Consider the following 25,029-nt stretch of genomic DNA (forward strand, 5'->3'; position numbering starts at 1 on the left):
CACTAGAGTGTGCGACGGCGCCCAACCAACGACGGTGGAGGTTCGCACGATGAGTGGTACGAGGCTCGACCCGACTTCTGGCGGAGGAGGGTCGGTCGCCGGCGGCGTCGGCTCGCCCGGGCGGGCACAGATCGCCGAGCGGACCCTCCGGGTCGACCGCTGGTGGGTCCAGCCCCTCGTGACCTTCACGTTGCTGGTCATCTGGCTGCTGTACGCGCTGGTCCGCACGGCCTCGCAGCGCGCCTACTTCGTCGAGGAGTACCACTACCTCTCGCCGTTCTCGTCGCCGTGCGTGTCGGCGTCGTGCATCCCGGCGGCCCGCGACTTCGGCACGTGGTTCGGGGAGTTCCCGCCGTTCGTGCCGTTCGCACTGCTCGTCCTGCCGTTCCTGCTCGGCTTCCGCCTCACCTGCTACTACTACCGCAAGGCGTACTACCGGGCGTTCTGGCTCTCGCCGCCCGCCTGCGCCGTCGCGGAGCCGCACACGACGTACACCGGAGAGACGCGCTTCCCGCTCATCCTGCAGAACGTCCACCGCTACTTCTTCTACGCGGCCGTCGTGGTGTCGGCCATCAACACGTACGACGCGATCAAGGCCTTCCACGGCAAGGACGGCGGGTTCGGCATCGGGCTCGGCACGGTGATCATGGTCGTCAACGTCGTGCTGCTCTGGCTCTACACCGCGTCGTGCCACTCGTGCCGCCATCTCATCGGCGGGCGCCTCAAGCACTTCTCGAAGCACCCGCTGCGCTACCGAGCCTGGACCGTCGTCTCGCGGCTCAACACCCGGCACATGGAGCTGGCCTGGACCACGCTCGGCACGCTCATGCTGACCGACGCCTACATCGCCCTGGTCGCGTCCGGGGCCCTCACCGATCCGAGGCTGATCAACTGATGACCGCCGAGCTGGAGCACTACGACTACGACGTCCTCATCGTCGGGGCCGGCGGCGCGGGTCTGCGCGCCGCCATCGCCGCCCGCGAGGCGGGGCTGCGCACGGCGATCATCTGCAAGTCCCTCTTCGGCAAGGCGCACACCGTCATGGCCGAGGGCGGCATCGCCGCGAGCATGGGCAACGTCAACAGCAACGACAGCTGGCAGGTCCACTTCCGCGACACGATGCGAGGCGGAAAGTTCCTCAACTCCTGGCGGATGGCGGAGCTGCACGCGAAGGAGGCGCCCGAACGCGTCTGGGAGCTCGAGACGTACGGCGCCCTCTTCGACCGCACCCCCGACGGACGGATCAGCCAGCGCAACTTCGGAGGTCACGAGTACCCCCGCCTCGCTCACGTCGGCGACCGCACCGGCCTCGAGCTCATCCGCACGATGCAGCAGAAGATCGTCTCGCTCCAGCAGGACGACGAGCGCGAGTCGGGAGACCCCGAGAGCCGGCTCAAGGTCTTCGCGGAGGTGACGATCACCGACCTGCTGCAGGACGCGGGCGGCGCCATCGCGGGCGCCTTCGGCTACTGGCGCGAGTCGGGCCGCTTCGTGCGCTTCAACGCGCCGGCCGTCGTGCTCGCCACCGGCGGCATCGGCAAGTCGTTCAAGGTGACCTCCAACTCCTGGGAGTACACCGGCGACGGCCACGCCCTCGCCCTGCGCGCCGGGTCGACGCTCGTCAACATGGAGTTCATCCAGTTCCACCCGACCGGGATGGTGTGGCCGCCCTCGGTCAAGGGCATCCTCGTCACGGAGTCGGTGCGGGGCGATGGCGGCGTGCTCAAGAACTCCGAGGGCAGACGTTTCATGTTCGACTACGTGCCCGACGTCTTCCGGGGGCAGTACGCCCAGACCGAGGAGGAGGGCGACCGCTGGTACACCGACCCGGACAACAACAAGCGCCCACCCGAGCTGCTCCCGCGGGACGAGGTGGCCCGCGCCATCAACTCCGAGGTCAAGGCCGGTCGAGGGTCCCCCCACGGCGGGGTCTTCCTCGACATCGCCTCTCGGCGCACGCCCGAGGAGATCCTCAAGAAGCTCCCCTCGATGCACCACCAGTTCAAGGAGCTCGCTGACGTCGACATCACGAAGGAGCCGATGGAGGTCGGCCCGACGTGCCACTACGTCATGGGCGGTGTCGAGGTCGACCCCGACACGGCTGCGGCAGCCCGGGTGCCGGGGCTCTTCGCCGCCGGGGAGGTGTCGGGCGGCATGCACGGCTCGAACCGTCTCGGCGGCAACTCCCTGTCGGACCTGCTCGTCTTCGGCGCACGCGCCGGGAGGGGCGCCGCGGCATACGTCCAGAGTCTCGGTGGCGAGCGGCCGAGCGTCGACCAGGCGGTCATCGACGCCGCGGCGGCCACGGCCCTCGCACCGTTCGAGGAGGACGGCGGCGAGAACCCCTACACCCTGCACCAGGAGATGCAGCAGGCGATGAACGACCTCGTCGGCATCATCCGTACGGCGGAGGAGATCGAGCGCGCGCTGGCCAAGCTGGAGGAGCTCAAGGCCCGCGCCCACCACCTGACGGTCGAGGGCCACCGGCAGTTCAACCCCGGATGGCACCTGGCCCTCGACCTGCGCAACATGCTCGCCGTCAGCGAGTGCGTCGCCCGGGCCGCGCTGCTGCGGCAGGAGAGCCGCGGGGGTCACACCCGCGACGACTACCCGACCATGGATCCCCACTGGCGGGGCCGCAACCTCATCTGCTCGCTCGACGGCGACGCGGTCTCCGTCGTTGAGCAGCCGATGCCGGCGATGCGCGAGGACCTGCTGGCCCTCTTCGACGGCGCCGAGCTGGCCAAGTACCTCACGCCGGCCGAGCTGGCCGCGATGCCGGGCCCGGCCGCACCCGCGACGGCACCCACGGCGACATCCACGGCGGCACCCACGGACGGGAGCGGAGCATGAGCTACGACGCGAGGTTCCGGGTCTGGCGCGGCGACGCCGACGGCGGCGAGCTCGTCGAATACACCGTCGAGGTCAACGAGGGCGAGGTCGTCCTCGACATCATCCACCGGCTGCAGGCCACCCGGTCGGGCGACCTCGCCGTGCGCTGGAACTGCAAGGCCGGCAAGTGCGGGTCGTGCAGCGCCGAGATCAACGGCCGCCCGAGCCTGCTCTGCATGACCCGGATGTCGACCTTCAGCGAGACCGAGACGATCACGGTCACCCCGCTGCGCGCCTTCCCCGTCATCCGCGACCTCGTGACCGACGTGTCGTTCAACTACGCGAAGGCACGCCAGATCCCCGCCTTCGCTCCCCCGGACCTCGCGCCGGGCGAGTACCGGATGCAGCAGGTCGACGTCGAGCGCTCGCAGGAGTTCCGCAAGTGCATCGAGTGCTTCCTCTGCCAGGACACGTGCCACGTCGTGCGTGACCACGAGGACAACAAGGAGGCGTTCGCCGGCCCGCGGTTCCTCATCCGCGCGGCCGAGCTCGACATGCACCCGCTCGACGCCCGCGACGACCGCGCCGACTTCGCGCGCGAGGAGCAGGGCATCGGGATGTGCAACATCACGAAGTGCTGCACCGAGGTCTGCCCGGAGCACATCAAGATCACCGACAACGCGATCATCCCGATGAAGGAGCGCGTCGCGGGCCGCCGTTATGACCCCCTCGTGTGGCTCGGCACGAAGATCGGCCTGCGCAAGGACTGACGAGCCGGCGAGATCCAGCCACGGCAGTGGAAATAGTCACACTCACCGTGTACCGGACGGTAGCCGTCGGAACGCGTCCGGCCACGGGGATAGGGTGCCACCGTGGCCACCAACACTCTCCCGGAAACGGGATCGACCAGACCTGCATCGGCCCGCCGAAGCACCGTGTTCATGAAGATGCTCATGGCCGTCTCGGGTGCGTTGTTCGTGTTCTACGTCCTCGCGCACATGTACGGCAACCTCAAGATCTTCTCCGGTGTCGAGGCCTTCGACGAGTACGCCGAGCACCTACGGACGATGTTCACACCGTTCCTGCCCTTCGGCGGGTTCCTGTGGCTGTTCCGCCTCCTGCTCGTCGCCGCGCTCGTGGCCCACGCGTGGTCGGCGTTCTACCTGTGGAGCCGAGCCCGAGGCGCCCGCACGACGCGCTACGTCGCCAAGGAGGCCGCGAAGGCGACGGTCAAGAGCCGGATGATGCGCTGGGGCGGCGTCGCCCTGCTGCTGTTCCTCGTGTGGCACCTGCTGCAGTTCACGATCGTGAAGTTCAACGTCGGCTCGATGGCGGCCGAGAACAGCCCCGGCCTGCTCGTCATCAGCAGCTTCCAGGTGTGGTGGGTCGTCCTGATCTACGTGCTGGCCCTCGTGGCCCTCGGGCTGCACCTCTACCACGGCGTCTGGAGCGCCACCCAGACGCTCGGCTGGGCCGGTAACGCCGCGGCCCGGGCCCGCGCCAAGACGCTCGCGACGGTCATCGCAATCGTCACGAGCGTCGGCTTCGCGCTCCCGCCGCTCGCCATCCTCTTCGGAATCGTCAAGGGAAGCTGACCTGTGACCACCACACCCACGACCTCATCGACGCCTGCGCCCGGACTGGTGTACGGCCTCTACTCCGAGGGCGAGCCGATCACGGACACGAAGGCTCCGGACGGTCCCATCGACCGTCGCTGGAACACCCGCAAGTTCGAGGCCGCGCTCGTCAACCCCGCCAACCGCCGCAAGCTCTCGGTCATCATCGTCGGCACCGGTCTCGCCGGTGGCGCCGCAGCCGCGACGCTCGGCGAGGCCGGCTACCACGTGAAGTCCTTCTGCTACCAGGACAGCCCGCGGCGTGCGCACTCGATCGCCGCGCAGGGCGGCATCAACGCGGCGAAGAACTACAAGAACGACGGCGACTCGACCTACCGTCTCTTCTACGACACCGTCAAGGGCGGGGACTACCGCTCGCGCGAGTCGAACGTCTACCGCCTCGCCGAGGTCAGCGCCAACATCATCGACCAGTGCGTCGCGCAGGGCGTCCCGTTCGCCCGTGAGTACGGTGGCCTGCTCGACAACCGCTCCTTCGGCGGCGTCCAGGTCTCGCGCACCTTCTACGCCCGCGGCCAGACCGGCCAGCAGCTGCTCATCGGCGCGTACCAGGCCCTCGAGCGCCAGGTCGCCGCAGGCACCGTCGAGATGTTCAGCCGGCACGAGATGCTCGAGGTCATCGTCGTCGACGGCAAGGCCCGCGGCATCATCGCCCGCGACCTCGTGACGGGTGAGATCGAGACGCACCTGGCCGACGCGGTGGTGCTCGCGAGCGGCGGCTACGGCAACGTCTTCTACCTGTCGACCAACGCGATGGGCTCCAACGTCACGGCGACGTGGCGCGCCCACCGCAAGGGTGCCTACTTCGGCAACCCGTGCTACACGCAGATCCACCCGACCTGCATCCCGGTGGCCGGCGACCACCAGAGCAAGCTGACGCTCATGTCCGAGTCGCTGCGCAACGACGGCCGCATCTGGGTGCCGAAGCGCGCCGAGGACTGCGACAAGGACCCGCGCCAGATCCCCGAGGAGGACCGCGACTACTACCTCGAGCGGATCTACCCCTCCTTCGGCAACCTCGTCCCCCGTGACATCGCGAGCCGCCAGGCCAAGAACGTCTGCGACGAGGGCCGCGGTGTCGGGCCGAAGGTCGGCGACTTCCGTCGCGGTGTCTACCTCGACTTCACCGACGCCCTCAAGCGGATGAGCGCCGACGCCGTCGCCGAGAAGTACGGCAACCTCCTCGACATGTACCAGCGGATCACGGGTGAGAACCCCTACGAGGTGCCGATGCGCATCTACCCCGCGGTGCACTACACGATGGGCGGCCTCTGGGTCGACTACGACCTCCAGTCGACGATCCCGGGGCTCTTCGTCGCCGGCGAGGCGAACTTCAGCGACCACGGCGCCAACCGCCTCGGCGCCTCGGCCCTCATGCAGGGCCTGGGCGACGGCTACTTCGTGCTCCCGCACACGATCCGCGACTACCTCGCCAAGGGTCCCTTCGAGAAGATCGACGAGTCCCACGAGGCGGTCGTCGAGGCTCGCGCCTCGGTCGACGCCCGGGTCGCCAAGCTGCTCTCCATCAACGGTGACCGCTCCGTCGACTCCTTCCACAAGGAGCTCGGCACGGTCATGTGGGAGTACTGCGGCATGGAGCGCAGCGAGGAGGGCCTGCTCAAGGCCATCGACCTCATCCGCGGTCTGCGCGACGAGTTCTGGCGCAACGTCAAGGTGCTCGGCGGCGCCGACACGCTCAACCAGAGCCTGGAGAAGGCCGGCCGCGTCGCCGACTTCCTCGAGCTCGGTGAGCTCATGTGCATCGACGCCCTGCACCGCCGCGAGTCGTGCGGCGGTCACTTCCGCGCCGAGTCCCAGACCGACGACGGCGAGGCCCTGCGCCACGACGAGGAGTACGCCTACGTCGCCGCGTGGGAGTGGGGCGGTCAGGACGGTGCGCCGGTCCTGCACAAGGAAGACCTGGTCTACGAATTCGTCGAGCTGAAGCAGCGGAGCTACAAGTGATCACCCCACAGAGACCTACGTCCGTTCCTCACTGCGACACCGTGCGGGGGCCCCGATGAACCTCACCCTCAAGATCTGGCGCCAGGCCGGCCCCAAGACCAAGGGTGAGATGGTCACCTACCCGGTCACGGACATCTCCGCCGACATGTCGTTCCTCGAGATGCTCGACGTGCTCAACGAGCAGCTCAACGCGCGCGGCGAGGAGCCGATCGCGTTCGACTCCGACTGCCGCGAGGGCATCTGCGGCATGTGCGGTCTGATGATCTCCGGCAAGGCCCACGGCCCCGAGGTCACGACGACGTGCCAGCTGCACATGCGCAGCTTCTCCGACGGCGACGAGATCACCATCGAGCCGTGGCGCGCTGACGCCTTCCCGGTCATCAAGGACCTCGTCGTCGACCGCTCCTCGTTCGACCGGATCATCCAGGCCGGGGGCTTCATCAGCGCGAACACCGGGTCGGCCCCCGAGGCCCACTCGGTTCCGGTTCCCAAGCACCATGCCGACCGGTCGTTCATGGCGGCCGCCTGCATCGGCTGTGGAGCCTGTGTCGCGGCCTGCCCCAACGCATCGGGGATGCTCTTCACGGCTGCGAAGATCACCCACCTCGGGGAACTGCCGCAGGGCCAGCCGGAGCGCAGCGCCCGTGTTGTCAACATGCTGGACCAGCACGACCGCGAGGGTTTCGGTGGGTGCACCAACATCGGCGAGTGCTCGCTGGCGTGCCCGAAGGAGATCCCGCTCGACGTCATCAACCAGCTCAACAAGGACCTGCGATACGCCCTGATCCACCACGGCACCCCCGAGTGACCCAGCCCGTCCGGGCTCCGTGACACTTCGTTCGACGACCCGCCCCGGAGCTCCGGGGCGGGTTAGTCTGTCCCGGCGATGACGCCCTCCGACCGGCCCCGACGTCGCCCGTGGACGCTCCCCGTCGCGGGCGCGTCGCTCAGTGCCGTCGCGCTCGGGCTCGTGATGACGACGGCGTATGCCGTCCCGCCCGGTGGGAGCGCCGTCTCGCCGCGCGTCGTGGCCGCAGCGCAGCCGGTCGCCGCTCCCACCTGCCGTCCGTGGCAGACCCGCCAGGTCGTGCCGCCGGGCGTGACCCTGACGCCGCGCGTCTTCCCGACGGACGAGGCCCCCACGTGGACGGCGCCCCCGGCCACGAGCCCCGTCACCAGGGCGGGCACACCCACGACGTCGGCGTCGAGGCCCGCCAGACCACGCGCCGTGTGCCGCAACACGCCCCCGGCGCCGTACGCCCACCCCGCGTGGGCGCCGGAGAGCGTCGTCGGCGGCTCACGCCTCGCCGAGACCGGCGTCGTCGTCGACCGGCCGGCCACCGTCGCGGCCCCGCCGGACGTGTACGACGTGTCCTACGTCATCGCCGACCTCCACACGGGCGAGGTCCTCGCCGCGAAGTCGCCGCACGCGTGGCTGCGTCCGGCGAGCACCCTCAAGGCGCTGACCGCAATGACGCTCATGCCGCGGCTCGACCCGCGGCGGGTGGTCGTCGCGAGCAAGGACGCCCAGGAGGCCTCGGGCACGCGGGTCGGCGTCCTCGCGGGCAACCGCTACCCCGTCTCGAGCCTCTTCGACGCGATGCTGATGTTCTCGGCCAACGACGCCGTCTACGCCCTTGCCGACGCTGCCGGCGGCTACGACCGCACGGTCGCGCTCATGAACGAGAAGGCCGCCGAGATCGGGGCGCACGACACCCTGACGGTCGATCCGAGCGGGCTCGACGACGGCAGGCAGCGCTCGAGCGCCTACGACCTGGCGCTCATCGGTCGTGACGCGATGCGGCTGCCGGCCTTCCGGGTCGCGGTCACGAAGCGCGACCTCGTGTTCCCCGGTGGCAGGGACCGCAACGGCAAGGTGTGGAAGCCGTTCCACGTCTACAACATCAACGACCTGCTCGCCCACTACCCCGGCGCCATCGGCATCAAGCCCGGACGCACCGACCGAGCCCAGCACACCTTCATCGGCGCTGCCACGCGCGGTGGTCGCACCCTCGTCGTCTCGCAGATGGGGAGCATCACCGGCTCGTGGAAGCCGACCGCGGCACTGCTCGACTGGGGCTTCGCGAACGCCGACCGCGTGACGCCTGTCGGACGTCTCGTCGAGCCGGGCGAAGCGTCCGCGCCCTCGCCGGCACCGAGCCTGCCGCAGCTGCCGCCGGCCGGGGCGGCGCCCAGCGGCGGCACGACGGACGACAGCGCATCCACAACCCCCTCGGGGTCCACCGCCGCATCTGCAGGCACCGGCACGCCCGAGCCGGTCGGGGCTCCCCCGTCGGAGGCCACCTCATCCGGCCGCACGGGGTCGCTCGCCGCGCTCACGGGCGTCGGTGTCATCGTCCTGGGCGGCGTCGCGTTGGTCGCCGTCGCGCGCCGCCGCCGCGCCTGACCCCAGCTCAGGGTGAGGCAGGCCGCGCGCGAGGTCCGCACCGCCCTGGCCGACTGGTGAGCCGCACTCACAGCGGACGTGCCGACCCGCGGACCCTCCCGCAACCGCTCGTCAGCGCCTTCTCAGCCGGCGGGCGCCCGCCAGCACGGCCGCGCCGGCGGCCCCGAGGACCGCTCCTGCCGCCAGGCTCGCGCGGTCGGTGGCCCGTGACGCCGGCTTCGGGTCAGCCGACGCACGCGCGTCGGGACCGGGGGCGGCGAGGGACGTGCCGGCATACGGGACGAGGCTCGCGTCGGCTCGTGGCCCGGGGGCTGTGGCGAACGCGGGACGCCGCGCCCGGGCCGTGGCCGACCGTGCGCTGTCGTCGCCGAGCGGGTGGAGGTCGACCTCGTTGGCCGCCCACGAGGCCGAGAGGAGCACCACCTTGGACATGAGGTTGAGCCAGAAGAGCAGGCCCACCGAGACTGCGACCGCGCCGAGGACGGGGTTGGCACTGGCCCGGCTCACGAGGAACCCGCCGAACAGCTTGAGCAGCGTCAGCACGACCGCGCCCAGCAGCGCAGCGTGACGGACGTTGCGCCACGGGAGGGGCACGCCGGAGAGCATCCTCAGCAGCACGATGAGGATGAGGGTGTCGAAGACGACGCCCACGACGAGCCCCAGCACGCCGACGAGCGCGCCGTTGCCCTCGAGGCCCACCCAGCCGGCCACCCGCTCGGCGAGGCCGCCGACGACGCCCGTGACGACCGCCGAGAGCGCGACGGCCAGGCCGAGCGTGACGAGGACGAAGAGGTCGCGGGCCTTCGTGCGGACCAGGTCGTCCTTGGACGCCTCGAGCCCGAAGATCCCGCGGATCCCGGTGCGCAGCGCGCCCACCCATCCCAGACCGGCGAGCAGCAGGGTGACGAACGAGATGATGCCGGTGAGCGTCAGGGTGAGGCTCGCGGGGGCCTCGACGCTGATCAGCCCTTGCGGATGGTCGGGCGTGCGCACCACACCCGGCAGCGTGCTGTTCAGCGACTCGGCGATGGTCTCGATGAGGTCCGGACGGCCCTGCAGCACGAACCCGAAGATCGCGAACGCGAGCGCGAGCGCCGGGAAGACGGAGAAGAAGGCGAAGTAGCCGACGCCGGCGGCGAGAAGGTCGCCGTTGGCGTGGCCGTAGCGGGTCCAGGCCTCCCAGGCGCGGGTGGCCTTGAGCCGGGCGAGCAGCGCCTGCACGGCGGCCACCGGTCAGCCCCCGGTGAGCGCGAACTCGTGGACCGGGCGCCACACCGCGTCGTCCCCGAGCTCGTAGAGGTGGTACGCGCCGACCTCGAAGTCGACGGCGTAGTCGGCCAGCTCCGCGAAGGCACGGTCGAGGTCGCCCGCCTGCACGTTGTGCGCCACGGTGACGTGCGGGTGGTAGTAGAACTCGAGGGCCCGCTCCACCGGTCCGGAGCGCAGCGCCATCTCGAGCGCCTCGCAGTTGGAGACGCCCTGGGCGACCTGGATGAACACGACGTCCGAGAGCGGGCGGAAGGTGCCGGTACCGCGCAGCACGACGTCGAACGGCGCGTGGCGCGTGGCGACACCCGAGCAGTGCTCGCGGAAGGCGTCATACACCTCCGCGTCGACCTCGGTCGGCGGGAGCAGGGTGATGTGCGCGGGGATCTGCCAGGCCTGGGGGTCGCCGAAGTCGGCCCGGCGTCGCTGAAGGTAGTCGCCGTGTGGGGCCGGGATGGGGATCGAGACGCCGATCGTCGTGGGACGCGCAACACTCACGACCCAGACCGTATCGAACTGGTCCGGCGTGCGAGAGGCGAGGCCCTCAGGGACGCAGCGTGGACGGGAGGAGGCCGACCTTGTCGTAGACGCGGCGCACCGTCGCCTCGGCGACCGCACGGGCGCGCTCCGCGCCGTCGGCGAGGATGCGGTCGAGCTCCGCGCGATCGGCCATGAGCTCGAGCGTGCGCGTGCGGAACGGCGTGACCGCCTCGACGACGACCTGCGCGACGTCCTTCTTGAGGTCCCCGTAGCCCAGGCCGTCGTACTGCTCCTCCAGGATCGCGACCGGCGTGCCGGACAGGGCCGAGTGGATCGAGAGCAGGTTGGAGATGCCGGGCTTGTTCTCCTCGTCGAAGCGGATCTCGCGCTCCGCGTCGGTGACGGCCGAGCGGATCTTCTTCGCGATGCGCGACGGATCGTCGAGCAGGCTCACCAGGCCGGCGTCCGACGCCGCCGACTTGCTCATCTTGGCGGTCGGCTCCTGGAGGTCCTGGATCTTCGCCGTCGCCTTCATGATGTGCGGCTCGGGCACGACGAGGGTCTCACCGAAGCGCTGGTTGAACCGGCCCGCGAGGTCGCGGGACAGCTCGAGGTGCTGGCGCTGGTCCTCACCCACGGGCACGACGTCGGCGTCGTAGATGAGGATGTCGGCGGCCTGGAGCACCGGGTAGGTGAAGAGACCGACGTTGGTGTTGGTCCCCTTGGCGGACTTGTCCTTGAACTGCGTCATGCGGCTCGCCTCACCGAAGCCGGTCAGCGTGCCGAGCACCCAATAGAGCTCGGTGTGCTGGGCGATGTGGCTCTGCACGAAGAGCGTCGAGCGCACCGGGTCGACCCCGCCGGCGATGTACTGTGCGGCCGTGATGCGGGTGCGCTCACGCAGCACCTCCGGGTCGGGTACGACCGTCAGGGCGTGGAGGTCGGCGACGAAGTAGAACGCGTCGTGGGTCTCCTGCAGCCGCACCCACTCCACCAGGGCGCCGATGTAGTTGCCGAGGTGGAGCGAGTCGCTCGTCGGCTGCATGCCGGAGAGGCTGCGCGGCCGGCGGGTCGGGAGGGAGGGCGTCGAGGACATGGGTGCATTCTGGCCCATCAGCGCGCGGTGCCCCCAACACGGGCCGCGCGACGGACCCGCTCAGCCCGGCAGCGCGACGCCGCCGAGGTCGTAGTCGACGACGACGGGGGCGTGGTCGCTCCACCGCTCGGCATAGGTCGGCGCGCGGCCGACGGACGCGTCGGCGACGACGGCCGCGAGGCGCCGGGTCGCGAGCTGGTAGTCGATGCGCCACCCGGCGTCGTTGTCGAAGGCCTTGCCGCGCCACGACCACCACGTGTACGGGCCCGCGACGTCGCCCGCGTGCGCGCGCTGCACGTCGACCCAGGTGCCGTCGGCGAGCCAGCCGTCGATGACCGCTCGCTCCTCGGGCAGGAAGCCGGCCTTCGTGAGGTTGCCCTTCCAGTTCTTGAGGTCGGCCTCGCGGTGCGCGACGTTGAGGTCACCCGTGACGACCATGAGGGCATCGGCCCCGGCGGCGCGGCGCATCCGCCGCGTCATCGCGTCGAGGAAGGCCATCTTGACGTCCTGGCGATCGGTGCCCGCTTGGCCGGTGTGGACGTACGCGGACGCGACGGTCAGGCAGCCGGCGTCGGTGTCCACGTCGACCTCGACCCAGCGGCCCTCGTCGGCGAAGTCGCCGTCGACTCCGACACGGACGTCGACCTGCGGGTCGCGCGTCACGATCGCGACGCCGGCACGGCCCTTGGCGCTGCCCTCGGTGTGGGCGAGCGACCAGTGCGCGAGGCCCGCCTCAGCGAGAACCTTGGCGAGATCGACGTCGCTCGCGCGGACCTCCTGGAGGCAGAGCACATCCGGCTGCGCCTGCTGCAGCCACGGGATCATCCCGCGCCTGGCCGCGGCCCGGACCCCGTTGACGTTGGCGGTGACGACGCGCATGCGCCGATTGTGCAGGACACCGCCCACGCCTTTCCCCGCGGCCCTACGGTTGGCACGAACCACCGCGGTGGTATGCCGTCGCCTGCCTAGAATGCGCTGTGCCCACAGACGCCCTCGTCCTCGCGCCCGCGATCCTCGCCGTCGTCCTCTTCGTCAGCGCGGTGGGCAAGCTGCGCTCGCCCCGGGCATCGGCCGAGGCCTTCCGCGACCTCAGGGTGCCGGCGCTTCTGTCGGGTCACGGGGCCGTGCGGGGGCTGCCCTGGGCCGAGATCGCCCTCGCCGTCGCGCTCGTCCTGCTCGGTGGTCGGCCCGGCGTGCTCGCCTCGGTCGCCACGCTCGTGCTGTTCACGGCATACCTCTGGCTGGTCGTGCGCGGCCTCGGCTTCGACGTCCCGGTCGACTGCGCCTGCTTCGGCGAGTTCGCGCCCGGCCGGATCACCCGCGGCACCGTCGTGCGCAACGCCTGGCTCGTCGCGCTCGCCGTCCTGGCCGTCGTCGCCTCGACGCAGGGGTCCTCGGTCGCGACACGCCTGGCCGACGGCGGGGCACCGTGGTGGTGGGTCGCCGGCGCGGTCGCGGCTGCCGTCACGGTCCGCCTCGTCGTGGGCGGCTCGGGGCCGGCCGCGGAGCTCGACGAGCAGGCCGCGCTCGTCGAGGAGGAAGGCGAGTACCTGCGGGTGCGCACACCGGCGCTGCCCGTGACCCTCGGCGACGGCAGCACCACCACGCTGCGTCGCCTCAGCGAGACGCGTCCGCAGCTGCTCGTGTACGTCTCGGAGACGTGCGGAAGCTGCCGCGAGGTCATCGACGCGGTCCCGGGGTGGCGCGAGCAGCTGCCCCAGCTCGACGTGAGGATCCTCGTGCGTGCCGACCCGGAGTCCTCCGGCCTCGCGTCGACGCAGGAGCCGCTCTCCGTCCATGACGCCGAGGGCCTCGTCTACGAGACGTTCGACCTGCGCACCCCCGGGGCGGTGCTGCTCGGCGCCGACGGGCTGCTCGCCGGCGGGCCCGTCATCGGCAGCCTCGCGGTTCCGGAGTTCGTCGACGACGTCCGCGCCGAGCTCGTCGAGGCGGTGGGCTGACCGCGCGGGCCCCGCATCCCACGACGCGCGACGTGCTGAGGGCCTCGATCCGTGGATCGAGGCCCTCAGCGCCGTACCTCTGCGTTGCGTCGGCGGCGACCCGCTGTCAGCCGCAGTTCGGGTTGAGCCCCGCGGGCACCGGAACCGCGCCCTGGATGTCGCACGACCCGCCACCGCTGGTGGCAGGCGGGGTCGAGAGCATCGGCGTCGCGATGTTGACGGGCGAGGTGTCGATCGCCGTACAGGTGCTGCACTCATACCGCTGGTAGTCCAGGCTGAACGAGGTGTTCTTGCTGTTCTGCTGCGTGTTCGTGTAGACGAAGATCCGCTGCGACGTGGCGTCGGGCGTGCAGAACGTGTTGCACGAGGTCGAACCGGCAGGCGTGCACGTGGCGCAGGTGCAGGTGCTGCCGTTCGCGACGTAGACCTGGAAGCCGGTGACGAGCTGGCCGTTGACACGGACGTTGCTGATCACCGTGACGCCGGTTGCCGGGTTGGGGCCCGGCGAGTTCGTCGCGATGAGCTCGAACACGTATCCCTTGAAGATGTCGTTCGCGTTGCCGGGGAGCTTGCACGCAGCCCCGGTGAACCGCAGAGGGCCCTCGGACGCCGCCACCGTGGGCGCGGCCCCCGCGACCACGACTGCCGGCACCGCCCAGGCGGCCCCCTTGACGACCGAACGACGACTCGGAGGCGCCGACTCGGCGCCGTGATTGTGTGACATGGATGAATCCCCCACTCGCTGACTGAAACCCCGAAGTGACTCGTCAATGTATCGGAGCCCGCGGCCTCGGATGCCGGAAATCGCACACCTTGGGGGCTATCTCGACGCTCCCGGGCGAATGTCGTCCCCATTGTCCGTTTTGTGGCCCTGACCTGCACTGATGACCTCGGCCGACAAGAGTGCGACGACGACCTCGAGCACCCTCTCGGCCAGGCCTCCGCCGGGTGGCGCCCCCAGTCGTGAACGCAGCTCGTCCTCGAGCTCGGCCAGGGTCGTCCCGCCGCCGATGGCGTCGAGGGCCTCGAGCCCGAGGGGTGAGAGCCGCACGACGCGGTGCAGCGGCTCGACCCCGACCATGACCACCGTGCCCTCGTCGGTCGTGAACTCGTCGACCAGGGGGATGCGCGCCAGGACCGTGTCCGGGTCGAGGGGTACGTCCACGCGGTTCACCGGGACCTCCCCAGGATGTCCCGCACGACCGGCTCGACCTCGACGGCGTCGTGGTAGCGCACGCGCAGCAGGCCGCCGACCGCCTGGACGAGACCGGCCAGGCGGTGCAGCGGTCGCGCGACACGGGCCAGCGACGACGTCTCGGGCGCCAGCAGCACGAGGGCGTCGAGCACCTCGACCGGTTCGACGACGGGGGCCTCCCCGGCTCCGCGGTCGCGCCGGAGCAGGACGATCCCGGCCAGCCAGGGCTGCACCCGCGGGACGGTGAGGCCGAGGTCGACCGGGTTGACCTCGTCCTTCGGCAGCCCGGTGTCGGGGCGGCGGATCGACAGGGGCTTGCAGTAGGGCTCGATGCTGAGGTCGTCGGCGACGGCGACCGTCTCGTCGGAGATGTAGCCCCGTCCCGGTCCCAGGGTTCGGACCACCGTCGTCTTGCCCGTGCCACCGGGAGCCACCATGGCGATCGTGGCGCCCGACGTCTGGTCGCAGAGCGCCCCGGCGTGGAACATCATCACCTGTCCGGCCCTGGCGCTGATCGCCTCGCGGGTCACGAGCTGGGTCAGGCTCTGCAGCGCCACCGCGATGTCGTCCGGAGTGGCGCCCGGCAACACGGTGGGGGCCTGCACGACGGGGCAGCCGTCGACGGGGGACGTCGCGCAGGCGGACCAGGCCTGGAGGGCGAGCGGGCGCAGGCGCGGGTCGGTGACCTCGATGGCCACCGTCGCGCCGAGTGCCCGGACGTGCAGGAGAGAGTCGGTCATGCGCGCCGGTCCCGGTCTCGGAGCCTGCCGATGACGTCGGAGAGCTGGTCCACGCGCCGTGACCAGTCGGCACCAGCCGCCCGCCCGGGATGGACTGCAGCAGTAGGGGCCTCGCCCCTCGAGAGGAGCCCGACGACGGCAGCCGTGAACGTCTCGTGGCCCGCGACCGTGACGAGCGGGTCCTCCACGTCGCGGAAGCCGGCCACGGGCGTCGACACGACGGGTCGCCCCGACGCCTGGTACTCGTAGAGCTTGATCGGGTCGAGGCTGTCGGTGAAGGGCGTGACGACGTGCGGCACGACCAGCACGTCGGCGTGCAGCACGTAGGCGGGCACCTCGGTGCTCGGCCGCGGGCCGAGGAGCACCACTCCGGCCGCCTCCAGGCGGCCACGCTGCTCGGGGACGAGCGCGTCCGGACCGACGAGCACGAGGTGCCCCGAGCCGGCGAGCGCGCGCGCGGTGCCGGCGCAGAGGTCGAGGTCGAGCCGATCTGCGTGGAGGGTGCCGACGTAGACGGCGCAGCGCCCCGCCGGCAGGTCGGCCGGCCGGTCGTGGACGACGGCGTATGCCGCCGTGTCGACACCGTTGGGCACGAGCGTCACCTCGCGGTCGGCGCCCTTGCTCGCGGCGAGAGCCGGGGAGCAGACGACGACCTCGTCGCAGCGCGCCAGCAGGACGTGCTCCTGTGCCACGATGCGGTCCGTCTCGGCGGCAGTGCGCTCGGCGAGCGTCCAGTCGTCGGTGACGTCGTAGAGCGAGGCCCAGGGCGTCGCCTCGACGAGCAACGACCCGGTCGGGTCGTTGACCCAGAGCAGCGGCTCGGTCATCCCCATCGAGCGCGTCGCCCGCAGCACCTGCCGTGCCCAGCGCTCGTCGACGCGACGGTCGACGCGACGCGGCAGCCACTTGGTCGGCTCGAGCAGCCACAGGGCCTCCGGACGGACGCCGTCGACGGCGGGTGCCCGGCGCAGGCCACGGCCCAGACGTGGCTGGCCGGCGCCGAGCGCGGAATGGAGCGGGTCGGCGGCCGGCTCGACGAACAGGACACGGAGGTCGGGGTCGCGCCGCAGCAGGCCTGCGACGAGGTGCTGGTTGCGGCGCCACACGCCGTCCCAGGCCTCCAGTGAGGTGATGACGAGGTCCACGTCAGGCGACCGCCCCGCGGACGGCCGCGTAGACATCGGCCGTCTCGCGCGCCTGGTGCTCGGGCGTGAAGCGCTCGCGTTGGACGCGCTGCAGCTCGACGGCATACGCGTCACGGCGGGCGGTGTCGGCGGCGAGGCCGGCGAGCAGCTCGGCGGCGCGGCTCGCGTCGCCCGCAGGGTGCATGGCGGGTCTCGAGACGCTGCCGACGGTCTCGATGTGCCCACCTGCACCCACCGCGACGACGGGTAGGGCAGCGGCCATGGCCTCGAGCACGGTGAGGCCCAGGCCCTCGATGCGGCACGGGGCGAGCAGGAGCCCGGCGCGCTCCATGAGCTGGGGCACGTCGCTGCGATGGCCGAGGAACTCCGTCGCTGCGGCGATGCCGAGCTCTCCCGCCAGCGCGACGAGACGTGCCCGCTCTGCGCCGTCACCCGCGAGCTCGAGGCGCCAGCCCCGGTGGGCGAGACCGGACAGCGCGAAGGCGCGCAGGGCCACGTCGGTGTCCTTCTCCGGCTCCAGACGCTGTGCGACGAGAACGACCGGCTCACGGTCCGCCGCCGGAAGGGTCGTCGTCGTGGAGTCGACGCCGGGATGGATCACGATGCTCGGTGCGTCGATGCTCTCTGCGACGTAGTGGCTGATGGCGATCTGGGCGTCGACGCGTCGGGCGGCACCGGCTCCAGCCAGGGCCGAGACGGGGTTGCTGCCGCGGTCTCGGGCGAAGTGCCGCGTGACGACGAGCGGCGTTCGCACGCCGACCAGCGCCGTGGCAGAGGCGATCTCGGCCGCGGTCATGTGGGCATGGACCACGTCGGCGCTGCGCGCCAGGCGTCGGACGGTGGTGAGCACGTCGGTGACCGTCGTCGCGGGCAGGGTCCGTACGCCTTCGCCTGCGGCCTGCGCCATGCGCGCCGGATCGCCGCCGACCACGAGCACGTCGTCGCCGGCTGCCAGCTGCGCACGGGACAAACGTGCGACGTGGCTCTCGACACCCGCGAACGCGTCCGAGCGCACCGCGTGGAGGATCCTCACCTGGCTCCCCCGTCTGCAGCGCGGAACGGTACCCCGCTGTCGCGCAGGCCGGTGAGGACCTCGAGGTAGCGGCGGGCCACGACCGCCCACGCGTGCTGCTCGGCGCTTGCCCGCGCAGCCTGCCGGAGCGGAGCGGGTTCTGCGGCCAGAACTCGCCTGAGACCCTGCGCGAGCGCCTCGACGGTCGCGTCCACGACGGCCCCGTTGACGCCGTCGGTCACGACGTCGGGCACGCAGCCGGTGGGCGTCGCGACCACGGGCACCCCGCACGCGAGGGCCTCGAGGACGACGAGGCCGTACGACTCGTACGCGCTCGGCGTCGCGAGGACGTCGGCCGCATGCAGCCACGGCCGAGGGTCGGTTTGGGCTCCGGCGAAGCGCAGGCGGGTGCCGAGCCGCACCGCGGGTTCGCGCCCGGCCTCGGCCGCGACGAGGTCGGGGGTGCCACCGACGACGAGGAGGACCACGTCAGGCTGGAGGCGCGTCACGGCGTCGACGAGTAGGGGCAGGCCCTTGCGCCCGAACTCGTTGCCGATGAAGAGCACGACACGCTCGTCGGGGCCGAGACCGACGGCGGCCCGGGCCGCGTCTCGCTCGGCGGGCGTCGGGGGCCGGAACCGCTCGGTGTCGACGCCGTTGCCGATGACCACGGTCGGGATCGCGAGCCGTGGGTAGGCCTCGCGAAGGAGGCGGTCCTCGTCGGTGACGAGGTTGACGACGAGCTGGTGCGTGCCGGGGCGGGAGTAGCGCAGCCGGTCCCGCGTGGTCGTGAAGAGGTGGAGCGGGTTGCGGACCATCCGCAGCGCGTAGTGGCCCCGGGCTCGCATCGCCGCCTGGACGATGCCGTGGTTGACGTAGACGTCGCCGGCCAGGGCGTCGTTGTGGCAGATCGACAGCTGCTCGGGGTGGGCCTGCAGGTGGCGCCGGGCACGCCGGGTGCCGACCGTCGAGAACCACACGACCCGGCCGATGAGGGCGAGCCGCCCGCCGACGCCGCCCGAGGGCGCGGGGAGCCAGCCGCCGCCGGCCTCCCTGAGTGTGAACCGGTGCACGTCGACACCGAGCGCGCGCCACTCCTGCTCGAGGTGGTGCGCCACGGCGCCGACTCCCGTGCCCGGCCCGATCTCTGGAGTGATCTGGACGATGGTCGTCATGCGGCCGCCGCCGGCGCAGGCGTCCCCAGGGGGTCGGACCCGGTCGCGGCGACACGTTCGTCGCGACGGTCGGCATGCCATTTCGCCCCGAGACAGATCCCGAGCACGACGAACGGGAGCGAACCCTGGACGGCCGCCCAGAAGAGGTCGAACTGCCCCTGCACGAGGCGGGCCACGAGGACCGCGACGGCGAGCGTGCCATAGGTCGGGTCGAGCCGCCACGCGACACGGAGGGCCACGTACATCAGGGCGAGGAAGGCGACGAGACCGACGACGCCGGCCGACGTCAGCACCTCGATCTCGGCGTTCGGCGGCTGGAACTGGAACGGGAAACGGTCGGTGTACCACCAGCGCAGGCCGACACCGAACCACGGGTCGGTGATCCAGACGGTGACGGAGTCCTGGAACCACGTGAGCCGCTGGAAGACGGAGTTGAACTGGTTGTCGGACTGCACCTGGTCCTGGACGAGGTTCGTGACGAACACGATGAGGGGCGCGAGGACGAGGAGGGTCAGCTTGGACCGCTTGCGGTCGGTGTTCGAGCGCAGCACGAGGACGAAGATCGCGGCCACGACACCGATGATGGCCTGTCTCGACTGGGTCGCGAGCACGGCGAGCAGCATGAGCAGGACCAGCGCACGGCTCACGCGTCGCGACAGGCCGGCCCAGTCCGGACGGGCGTAGACCATGACGACTCCGATGCCGCACAGCGTGCCGGCGAAGTTCTTGTGCATGTTGTACGGGAAGGTCGGGTAGACCGGTGAGAGGTCGCCCTGCGAGATGTGGACCGCGCCCTCCACGACGGTGATCACCGCGACGATCGCGGTGGTCCAGACGAGCAGGCGCACGCCGATGCGCCCGTGGCCGTTGGCCCCGACCGCCCACCCGACGAGCAGTGAGCCGGACACCATCATCCAGGCGTGCACCCACTCCACGGCGTTGGCGGAGTACGGGTTGTTGACGACGGTGACGAGGGTCGCGAACTGGTAGACGGCCGAGGCCCACAGCACTGCCCGGATGCCGGGCGCGAACGGCCGCTTCGCGAGGAAGATCGCAGGCAGGCTGGCAGCTGCGAGCGCGAAGTCCGAGAGCGAGAGGTCGACGCCCCCGCTGCCGACGCGCATGACGACGAGCAGGAGCGGCAGCACTGCGACCGGGATGAGGCCCGGCTGCACGGCAGTGAGGCCCGCGGCGAGGACGGCGACGGAGATCACGATGGCGGCCTCCGGCACGGTCACGGCAAGCCGTCCGACGACCGCGACGAGGGCGACGGCGGCGAGGGCGAGACCGACCTGCACCGCTCGGTCCGTGCCGCCCCGCCCGCGAAGGCCCTGCGGGATCACGCCGGCCATGATGCCTCCGACGACCGCACCGACGACCGCACCGACGACCGACCCGTCGGCGCCGACGGGTCGGCCACCGGCCGGGAGTCCTCGGGGCGCACCTCGGAGCGCAGCGGACCGCGCAGGTAGAGCCGGACCCGAGCGCGGGCGTCGCGGCCCCGCTCTCCGGGCAGGACCAGACTGCGGACCGCGGAGCCGACCACCTGCCCGGCACGGCTCACCTGCCAGCCGAGTGCCCCGAAGTGCTTGCGGAGGTAGACCTCCTGCGCCGCATGGAAGTGACCCTCGCGGCGCGTGGGGTCGGTGCTCGTGGCCGCACCCACGTGCTCGGCCCGGGCCTGGGGCACGACGGCATGACGCCAGCCCAGCCGGCTCGCCCGGTAGGCCCAGTCGGTCTCCTCGGCGTAGAGGAAGAAGCGCTCGTCGTCGAAGGGCCCGACGTGCTCGATCGCCTCGCGCCGCAGGAGCAGCACGGACCCGATGACGTAGCGGTCGCGACGCAGACGGCCCAGGCCCACGGCATCGACCCACGTCGCGAGCGGGGACGGGAAGGGCCACTCGACGCGTGACGGGGAGCCCGTCGCGTCCACCTGGACGGGTCCGACGCTCGCGAGGTCGGGGTCGGCCCGCAGGGCGGAGTGGAGAAGGGCCACGTCTGCAGGCTCGACCACGGCGTCGGGGTTGACGAGGAGCACGTCGGCGCCCGGGTCGACTACGCGCAGCGCCGCATTGACGCCAGCGGCGAAGCCGCCGTTGCGGCCCGGGTCGACGTAGCGGACTCCACCCGCCCTGGCCGTGGCGCGTACGGCGGGCGATGACGAGTTGTCGATGACCGTCACCGACAGGTCGCGCAGCGGGGTGAGCGCCTTGGCGAGGAGCTCGGGCTGGCCGTACGCCACGACGACGACCTCGAGAGGCCGGTCGCGGGCAGCTCCGGCCGTCTGGCTCCGGTGGGTGGCCGCGGCGTACATGGCCTCGTGCTCCACGGCGATCCGCTCCCACGAGGTCGCGGCCGACCGTTCCAGGCCTGCAGAGCGGAGCCGCGCCGCCACGTCCGGGTCGGACACGACCTCGGCGAGCGCATGGGCGAGCTCGACCTCGTCCCCCTCGCGGACGACGAGCGCCGCGTCCCCGACGACGAGCGGCAGGGCGCCGCTGTCGCTGACGACGACCGGGGTGCCGCAGGCCATGGCCTCGACGGCGACGCGGCCGAACTGCTCGACCCACGAGGGGGTCGTCAGGGAGGGCACGGCGATCACGTCGACAGAGCGGTAGAAGGCGGGCAGCGACTCGGGCGGCAGGGCGCCGAGGAACTCGACCCGGTCGGCGATGCCCAGCGATGCCGCGAGCGCCTCGAGCTCGCGCCTCCGGGGACCGTCGCCGGCCACGCGCAGGCCCAGGTCGGGCTGGAGGGCGACGGCGCGCAGGAGCACGTCGACGCCCTTGGCGGCGTCGAGGCGACCGGCGAACCCGGCGACGGGCAGGTCGCGCGGCGTGCCGTCGTGCGCAGCCGGCGTGAAGACGGTGAGGTCCGTGCCGAGGTCGATCGTGCGGGCGCGCCCCGGGAACCCCTTGCGCTCGGCGATGCGGCCGGCGGCGGCGTTGCAGACGTGGACGCCTCGCGCGTGACGCAGCACCGCTCGCTCGAGCCAGCGGAACGGAACGGGGTGGCGCTTGTCGATGTTCTGCGCCGAGTAGAGCAGGTAGGGAGCGCGCTGCCGGCGAAGCCAGCGCAGCAGGAGCACCTCGGCCGTGGCCAGGGCGTACGGCTCCTCGTGGATGTCGATGACGTCGACCGGCCGGCCGAGGGCACGCCAGAGGGGTCGGGGGTCGTAGAGGAACAGTGCGGGGTGCGAGCCGATCGTGCGTGCCGCGACGACGTCCTCGCCCGGGCGGGCGGCGAGCGCGACGACGCGACCGCCCTCGGACCACGACGCGGCCGACACGACGTCGACCCGGTGGCCCCGGCGGCGCAGCGCCCGCTCCCTCTCGCGCCAGGCGTCGACCACGGCGCTGTGGGACACGCGCAGTGCCCACACGACCATTCCATCCCCCAGTCTCCCGTGCCCTCCGCGGATGTCTCGGACTCGGCACAACCTCTTGGATGATATGGGAGGATGCTCCCACGTACCGACGAGTTGGCCGGGGGGCTAGGTGACGTTTCGGGAGTTCCTCAACGTGCTGGCAGCGCGTTGGCGGATCATTGCACTGAGCCTTCTTGCGGTGATCGCGGCCACGTCTGTCCAGACGATCATGACGCCTGCCGTCTACACGTCCACGGCCAAGATCTTCCTGTCCGCCACGCAGCCGCCCGATCCGGGCACCGGCGAGCAGGTCGCGACGTATGCCGTGAACTCCGACGACCTCGCGAGATACCTCGACGTCCTCAACGCCCCATCGGTCATCGAGCCCCTGCGTGCGCGACTGGGGCTCGCACCGGGCACGCCCATCTCGGTGGCCGGAGAGGTCTCACAGACCTCCAACATCATGACCATCACCGCCACCGGCGGTGACCCGGTGCTGCTGGCCCGCATCGCCAACGAGGCCGGGCCGGTGCTCGCGGACGTCGCGACGAAGAAGTTCTCGCCCCTGCTCGCCGCCAACGGCCAGTCCGTCGAGGCGACCACGATCCAGCCCGCGACCGTGCCCGGCGAGCCGGTGTCACCCAACGCCAAGCGCAACCTCATGCTCGGTGGCCTGCTGGGCCTGGCCCTCGGCACCGGGCTCGCACTGTTGCGCCACACGCTCGACACGAAGGTGCGCACCGAGGACGACATCAAGGCCCTGTCCAAGCGGCCGATCCTCGGCGACATCCCGATGGTGAAGTCGGTCAAGGACGGTCTGCTGTCCCTCGAGAGCGACCCCCACGGCCGCCACGCCGAGTCGATCCGGCGCCTGCGCACCAACATCCTCTTCGTCGATGTCACGACCGCCGGCCACTCCTTCGTCGTCACGTCGTCCGTGCCCGGCGAGGGCAAGACGACGACGACGATCAACCTCGCGCTCGCGATGGCCGACGCCGGCTCGAAGGTGCTGCTCATCGACGGCGACCTGCGCAACCCGTCGGTCGCCCGCACGATGGGGCTCGACGGCTCGTTCGGTCTGACGACCCTGTTGCTCGGCCTGGCCGACCCCGAGGACGTCATCCAGCGCTGGCGGCAGTCCACCCTCCACGTGCTGCCGGCCGGGCCGGTGCCGCCCAACCCGAGCGAGCTGCTCGGGTCGGAGCCCATGGAGATCCTCTTCGGCAAGCTCGCCCACGACTACGACTTCATCCTCGTGGACAGCCCACCGGTCGTGCCCGTCATCGACGCGGTGCTCATCAACAAGCTGACGCACGGGCTCATCATGGTCGTCGGCGCCGACCGCACGAGGAAGCGCGACCTCGCGAGTGCCGTGCAGTCGCTCGAGACCGTGGACGTCCCCGTCGCCGGGTTCGCGCTCAACATGGCGCCGGTCAGCTCGTCGACGGCGCACCGGTACGGCTACTACGGCTACAACCGCGACGCCGACGTCAAGCTGAGCCGACGGCAGAAGCGCGCGCGGGCCAGGCACCAGGCCTGAGTCGCGTCCGCTGCGTCAGGCGTCGGGCGGACCGTCCTCGATGAGGCGGCGCTCGCGCAGGTCCGAGACGAAGGCCTCGACGTCGGCCCAGATGGCTGCCGACGGCTCGCCGACCGACGCGGCCACTCGCTCGACCCAGCCCTCGGCGGGCGCCGTCGTGCCCTCGTCCCAGATGACCGCGGCCGCGCCCTCGAGCACGAGGATGGGGCCCGCGGGCAGGTGGGCGAGGTAGACCGTCTGCCCGTCGTCGCTCACCGTGACGCCGGTGTGGGAGCCCGGGCGGAAGGCGGACGTCACGCGCCGTCCCCCTCTCGCTTCCGACCGCGGCGCCTGAGCTGCTCGCGCAGTCCCCGGGCCGGCCGACCGAAGAACTCCGCCAGGACCTCGCCCCGGCTCACGGGCCGGCCCCGGACGATGGTCAGGTGCTCGACGTTGACGAGCACCGACCGCGCTGCGACGCCGACCTTGCCGCGCAGACCGTGGGCGGCCCGCACCCGGGCGCGCCACTCCTCGACCCGAGTGCCGCCGAGTGCTGCGACGCGCCACAGGTCGTAGGCCGGGTCGTCGCGGTGGTCCTCGAGGGTGCCGGTGATGACCGAGAAGCCGAGGCCGGCGTCGAGCCGGTCCACCCAGGCGCGGATGCGGTCGCGCTGGGCCTCGTCGACGGACGTCCAGACGGCCTCGACGTCGAGCGCTGCCTTGGGGTCCTTCCCACCGCGTGCGGCGTGGAGGAGCAGGAGGGCCGCCTGCGCGTCCCGGGACGGCACCGCGCACTCGACGCCACCGAGCGTCACGGTCGTGTGGTCGCGCCAGAGCTCGTCGAATGCGGCCTCGGGGTCGGGCCCCGTGCCGGGGAAGATCCGGTGCAGGTCGAGCAGACCGAAGTCCTTGTGCCGCAAGGTCGCCGAGTGCTCGAAGGAGGAACCGTAGGCGAAGGAGTTGATGAGCTCCCAGCCGTGCCCGCGCAGCTCGTCGAGGAGCAGCCGCACCTGCCCCGGGCGGGCGAGGACGTCGGCGTCGGAGTAGCCGCGAACCGGCACGAGGGTCGGGTCGAGCGCCGCGCCCTTGACGTGCAGCAGGTCGGCTCCGCAGCGGTCCGCGATCCACTGGAGGGAGGCGTGCGCGAAGCCGATCCGAACCTCGAGAGGAACCGACGCCCCCGCTGTCGGGACCTCCGTCGCCTCGTGGGTTGCCATCGCGCGAACCCCCATAGA

Annotated in this window: 23 protein-coding genes; 9 read left to right on the forward strand and 14 right to left on the reverse strand. The window is 71.5% G+C overall.

What is annotated here, in order from left to right; translation table 11 throughout:
• Positions 1-49: 49 nt before the first annotated feature.
• The 7 genes from H9I49_RS11355 (at position 50) to H9I49_RS11385 (ending at position 8,838) form a co-directional block, all read left to right on the forward strand.
• Positions 50-895 carry a hypothetical protein gene (locus H9I49_RS11355; protein ID WP_188030499.1) on the forward strand — a complete coding sequence of 282 codons (846 nt, stop codon included), beginning with the start codon at positions 50-52 and terminating at the stop codon, positions 893-895.
• Positions 895-2,853, forward strand: a complete 1,959-nt coding sequence (locus tag H9I49_RS11360) for a fumarate reductase/succinate dehydrogenase flavoprotein subunit (RefSeq protein ID WP_188030500.1) — start codon at positions 895-897, stop codon at positions 2,851-2,853. Before H9I49_RS11355 ends, H9I49_RS11360 begins: the two co-directional genes overlap by 1 nt.
• On the forward strand, positions 2,850-3,602 hold the full coding sequence (locus H9I49_RS11365) for a succinate dehydrogenase/fumarate reductase iron-sulfur subunit (RefSeq protein WP_188030501.1): 753 nt from the start codon (positions 2,850-2,852) through the stop codon (positions 3,600-3,602). The genes H9I49_RS11360 and H9I49_RS11365 overlap by 4 nt, the downstream gene beginning before the upstream one ends.
• 171 nt (positions 3,603-3,773) lie before the next feature.
• Positions 3,774-4,427 carry a succinate dehydrogenase cytochrome b subunit gene (locus tag H9I49_RS11370; RefSeq protein WP_188030502.1) on the forward strand — a complete coding sequence of 218 codons (654 nt, stop codon included), beginning with the start codon at positions 3,774-3,776 and terminating at the stop codon, positions 4,425-4,427.
• 3 nt (positions 4,428-4,430) lie between these two features.
• Positions 4,431-6,431, forward strand: a complete 2,001-nt coding sequence (locus tag H9I49_RS11375; protein WP_188030503.1) for a fumarate reductase/succinate dehydrogenase flavoprotein subunit — start codon at positions 4,431-4,433, stop codon at positions 6,429-6,431.
• 55 nt (positions 6,432-6,486) lie between these two features.
• A complete protein-coding gene (locus tag H9I49_RS11380) occupies positions 6,487-7,239 on the forward strand; it encodes a succinate dehydrogenase/fumarate reductase iron-sulfur subunit (RefSeq protein ID WP_188030504.1) in 753 nt (250 codons plus the stop codon).
• Between the two features lie 78 nt (positions 7,240-7,317).
• On the forward strand, positions 7,318-8,838 hold the full coding sequence (locus H9I49_RS11385; RefSeq protein WP_188030505.1) for a serine hydrolase: 1,521 nt from the start codon (positions 7,318-7,320) through the stop codon (positions 8,836-8,838).
• Between the two features lie 111 nt (positions 8,839-8,949).
• Here the strand turns inward: H9I49_RS11385 and H9I49_RS11390 are convergent, their stop codons facing one another.
• The 4 genes from H9I49_RS11390 to H9I49_RS11405 are packed head-to-tail and all read right to left on the reverse strand — an operon-like array spanning position 8,950 to position 12,559.
• Positions 8,950-10,068 carry a YihY/virulence factor BrkB family protein gene (locus H9I49_RS11390; protein WP_188030506.1) on the reverse strand — a complete coding sequence of 373 codons (1,119 nt, stop codon included), beginning with the start codon at positions 10,066-10,068 and terminating at the stop codon, positions 8,950-8,952.
• 3 nt (positions 10,069-10,071) lie between these two features.
• Positions 10,072-10,602, reverse strand: a complete 531-nt coding sequence (locus tag H9I49_RS11395; protein WP_188030507.1) for a 2'-5' RNA ligase family protein — start codon at positions 10,600-10,602, stop codon at positions 10,072-10,074.
• A gap of 46 nt (positions 10,603-10,648) precedes the next feature.
• A complete protein-coding gene (gene trpS / locus H9I49_RS11400; RefSeq protein ID WP_188030508.1) occupies positions 10,649-11,698 on the reverse strand; it encodes a tryptophan--tRNA ligase in 1,050 nt (349 codons plus the stop codon).
• 42 nt (positions 11,699-11,740) lie between these two features.
• Positions 11,741-12,559, reverse strand: coding sequence for an exodeoxyribonuclease III (locus H9I49_RS11405; RefSeq protein WP_188030509.1), 819 nt, complete (start codon positions 12,557-12,559; stop codon positions 11,741-11,743).
• Positions 12,560-12,657: 98 nt separating this feature from the next.
• Between H9I49_RS11405 and H9I49_RS11410 the strand changes: the two genes are divergently transcribed.
• Complete coding sequence (locus H9I49_RS11410) at positions 12,658-13,641, forward strand: MauE/DoxX family redox-associated membrane protein (RefSeq protein WP_188030510.1); 984 nt, start codon at positions 12,658-12,660, stop codon at positions 13,639-13,641.
• Positions 13,642-13,747: 106 nt separating this feature from the next.
• Here the strand turns inward: H9I49_RS11410 and H9I49_RS11415 are convergent, their stop codons facing one another.
• The 8 genes from H9I49_RS11415 to H9I49_RS11450 all read right to left on the reverse strand — a co-directional run bounded on the left by H9I49_RS11415 (position 13,748) and on the right by H9I49_RS11450 (position 22,275).
• Positions 13,748-14,365: a hypothetical protein gene (locus H9I49_RS11415; protein ID WP_188030511.1), complete on the reverse strand. Its 618-nt coding sequence runs from the start codon at positions 14,363-14,365 to the stop codon at positions 13,748-13,750.
• 96 nt (positions 14,366-14,461) lie between these two features.
• Complete coding sequence (locus H9I49_RS11420; protein ID WP_188030512.1) at positions 14,462-14,815, reverse strand: hypothetical protein; 354 nt, start codon at positions 14,813-14,815, stop codon at positions 14,462-14,464.
• Positions 14,812-15,576, reverse strand: coding sequence for a hypothetical protein (locus tag H9I49_RS11425; protein ID WP_188030513.1), 765 nt, complete (start codon positions 15,574-15,576; stop codon positions 14,812-14,814). The genes H9I49_RS11420 and H9I49_RS11425 overlap by 4 nt, the downstream gene beginning before the upstream one ends.
• Positions 15,573-16,721: a glycosyltransferase gene (locus H9I49_RS11430; RefSeq protein WP_188030514.1), complete on the reverse strand. Its 1,149-nt coding sequence runs from the start codon at positions 16,719-16,721 to the stop codon at positions 15,573-15,575. The genes H9I49_RS11425 and H9I49_RS11430 overlap by 4 nt, the downstream gene beginning before the upstream one ends.
• A 1-nt stretch (position 16,722) precedes the next feature.
• Positions 16,723-17,754 (reverse strand): glycosyltransferase family 4 protein, encoded by a 1,032-nt coding sequence (locus tag H9I49_RS11435; RefSeq protein WP_188030515.1) that lies wholly within the window; start codon positions 17,752-17,754, stop codon positions 16,723-16,725.
• The gene (locus H9I49_RS11440; RefSeq protein ID WP_188030516.1) at positions 17,751-18,908 is read right to left on the reverse strand and encodes a glycosyltransferase family 4 protein; all 1,158 of its coding nucleotides are present in this window, start codon (positions 18,906-18,908) and stop codon (positions 17,751-17,753) included. Before H9I49_RS11440 ends, H9I49_RS11435 begins: the two co-directional genes overlap by 4 nt.
• Positions 18,905-20,260 carry an O-antigen ligase gene (locus H9I49_RS11445; protein WP_188030517.1) on the reverse strand — a complete coding sequence of 452 codons (1,356 nt, stop codon included), beginning with the start codon at positions 20,258-20,260 and terminating at the stop codon, positions 18,905-18,907. The genes H9I49_RS11440 and H9I49_RS11445 overlap by 4 nt, the downstream gene beginning before the upstream one ends.
• Positions 20,248-22,275 carry a glycosyltransferase gene (locus tag H9I49_RS11450; protein WP_370587538.1) on the reverse strand — a complete coding sequence of 676 codons (2,028 nt, stop codon included), beginning with the start codon at positions 22,273-22,275 and terminating at the stop codon, positions 20,248-20,250. The genes H9I49_RS11445 and H9I49_RS11450 overlap by 13 nt, the downstream gene beginning before the upstream one ends.
• 130 nt (positions 22,276-22,405) lie before the next feature.
• Between H9I49_RS11450 and H9I49_RS11455 the strand changes: the two genes are divergently transcribed.
• Positions 22,406-23,815: a polysaccharide biosynthesis tyrosine autokinase gene (locus H9I49_RS11455; RefSeq protein WP_188030519.1), complete on the forward strand. Its 1,410-nt coding sequence runs from the start codon at positions 22,406-22,408 to the stop codon at positions 23,813-23,815.
• Between the two features lie 15 nt (positions 23,816-23,830).
• On the opposite strand, the gene H9I49_RS11460 is transcribed toward H9I49_RS11455, so the two are convergent.
• Both H9I49_RS11460 and H9I49_RS11465 read right to left on the reverse strand, forming a co-directional pair.
• Complete coding sequence (locus tag H9I49_RS11460; protein WP_188030520.1) at positions 23,831-24,112, reverse strand: PqqD family protein; 282 nt, start codon at positions 24,110-24,112, stop codon at positions 23,831-23,833.
• Complete coding sequence (locus H9I49_RS11465; RefSeq protein ID WP_188030521.1) at positions 24,109-25,011, reverse strand: nucleotidyltransferase family protein; 903 nt, start codon at positions 25,009-25,011, stop codon at positions 24,109-24,111. The genes H9I49_RS11460 and H9I49_RS11465 overlap by 4 nt, the downstream gene beginning before the upstream one ends.
• Between the last annotated feature and the right edge of the window lie 18 nt (positions 25,012-25,029).

Origin of the sequence: Terrabacter sp. MAHUQ-38 (genome assembly GCF_014518425.1) — a bacterium.
Lineage (GTDB): Bacteria > Actinomycetota > Actinomycetes > Actinomycetales > Dermatophilaceae > Terrabacter.

Excerpts from the sequence above, each read along its gene's own strand:
- H9I49_RS11355 (WP_188030499.1), top strand. The coding sequence starts at position 50 with ATGAGTGGTACGAGGCTCGACCCGACTTCTGGCGGAGGAGGGTCGGTC.
- H9I49_RS11360 (WP_188030500.1), top strand. The coding sequence starts at position 895 with ATGACCGCCGAGCTGGAGCACTACGACTACGACGTCCTCATCGTCGGG.
- H9I49_RS11365 (WP_188030501.1), top strand. The coding sequence starts at position 2,850 with ATGAGCTACGACGCGAGGTTCCGGGTCTGGCGCGGCGACGCCGACGGC.
- H9I49_RS11370 (WP_188030502.1), top strand. The coding sequence starts at position 3,774 with ATGAAGATGCTCATGGCCGTCTCGGGTGCGTTGTTCGTGTTCTACGTC.
- H9I49_RS11380 (WP_188030504.1), top strand. The coding sequence starts at position 6,487 with ATGAACCTCACCCTCAAGATCTGGCGCCAGGCCGGCCCCAAGACCAAG.
- H9I49_RS11385 (WP_188030505.1), top strand. The coding sequence starts at position 7,318 with ATGACGCCCTCCGACCGGCCCCGACGTCGCCCGTGGACGCTCCCCGTC.
- trpS (WP_188030508.1), bottom strand. The coding sequence starts at position 11,698 with ATGGGCCAGAATGCACCCATGTCCTCGACGCCCTCCCTCCCGACCCGC.
- H9I49_RS11405 (WP_188030509.1), bottom strand. The coding sequence starts at position 12,559 with ATGCGCGTCGTCACCGCCAACGTCAACGGGGTCCGGGCCGCGGCCAGG.
- H9I49_RS11415 (WP_188030511.1), bottom strand. The coding sequence starts at position 14,365 with ATGTCACACAATCACGGCGCCGAGTCGGCGCCTCCGAGTCGTCGTTCG.
- H9I49_RS11425 (WP_188030513.1), bottom strand. The coding sequence starts at position 15,576 with ATGACCGACTCTCTCCTGCACGTCCGGGCACTCGGCGCGACGGTGGCC.
- H9I49_RS11440 (WP_188030516.1), bottom strand. The coding sequence starts at position 18,908 with ATGACGACCATCGTCCAGATCACTCCAGAGATCGGGCCGGGCACGGGA.
- H9I49_RS11445 (WP_188030517.1), bottom strand. The coding sequence starts at position 20,260 with ATGGCCGGCGTGATCCCGCAGGGCCTTCGCGGGCGGGGCGGCACGGAC.
- H9I49_RS11465 (WP_188030521.1), bottom strand. The coding sequence starts at position 25,011 with ATGGCAACCCACGAGGCGACGGAGGTCCCGACAGCGGGGGCGTCGGTT.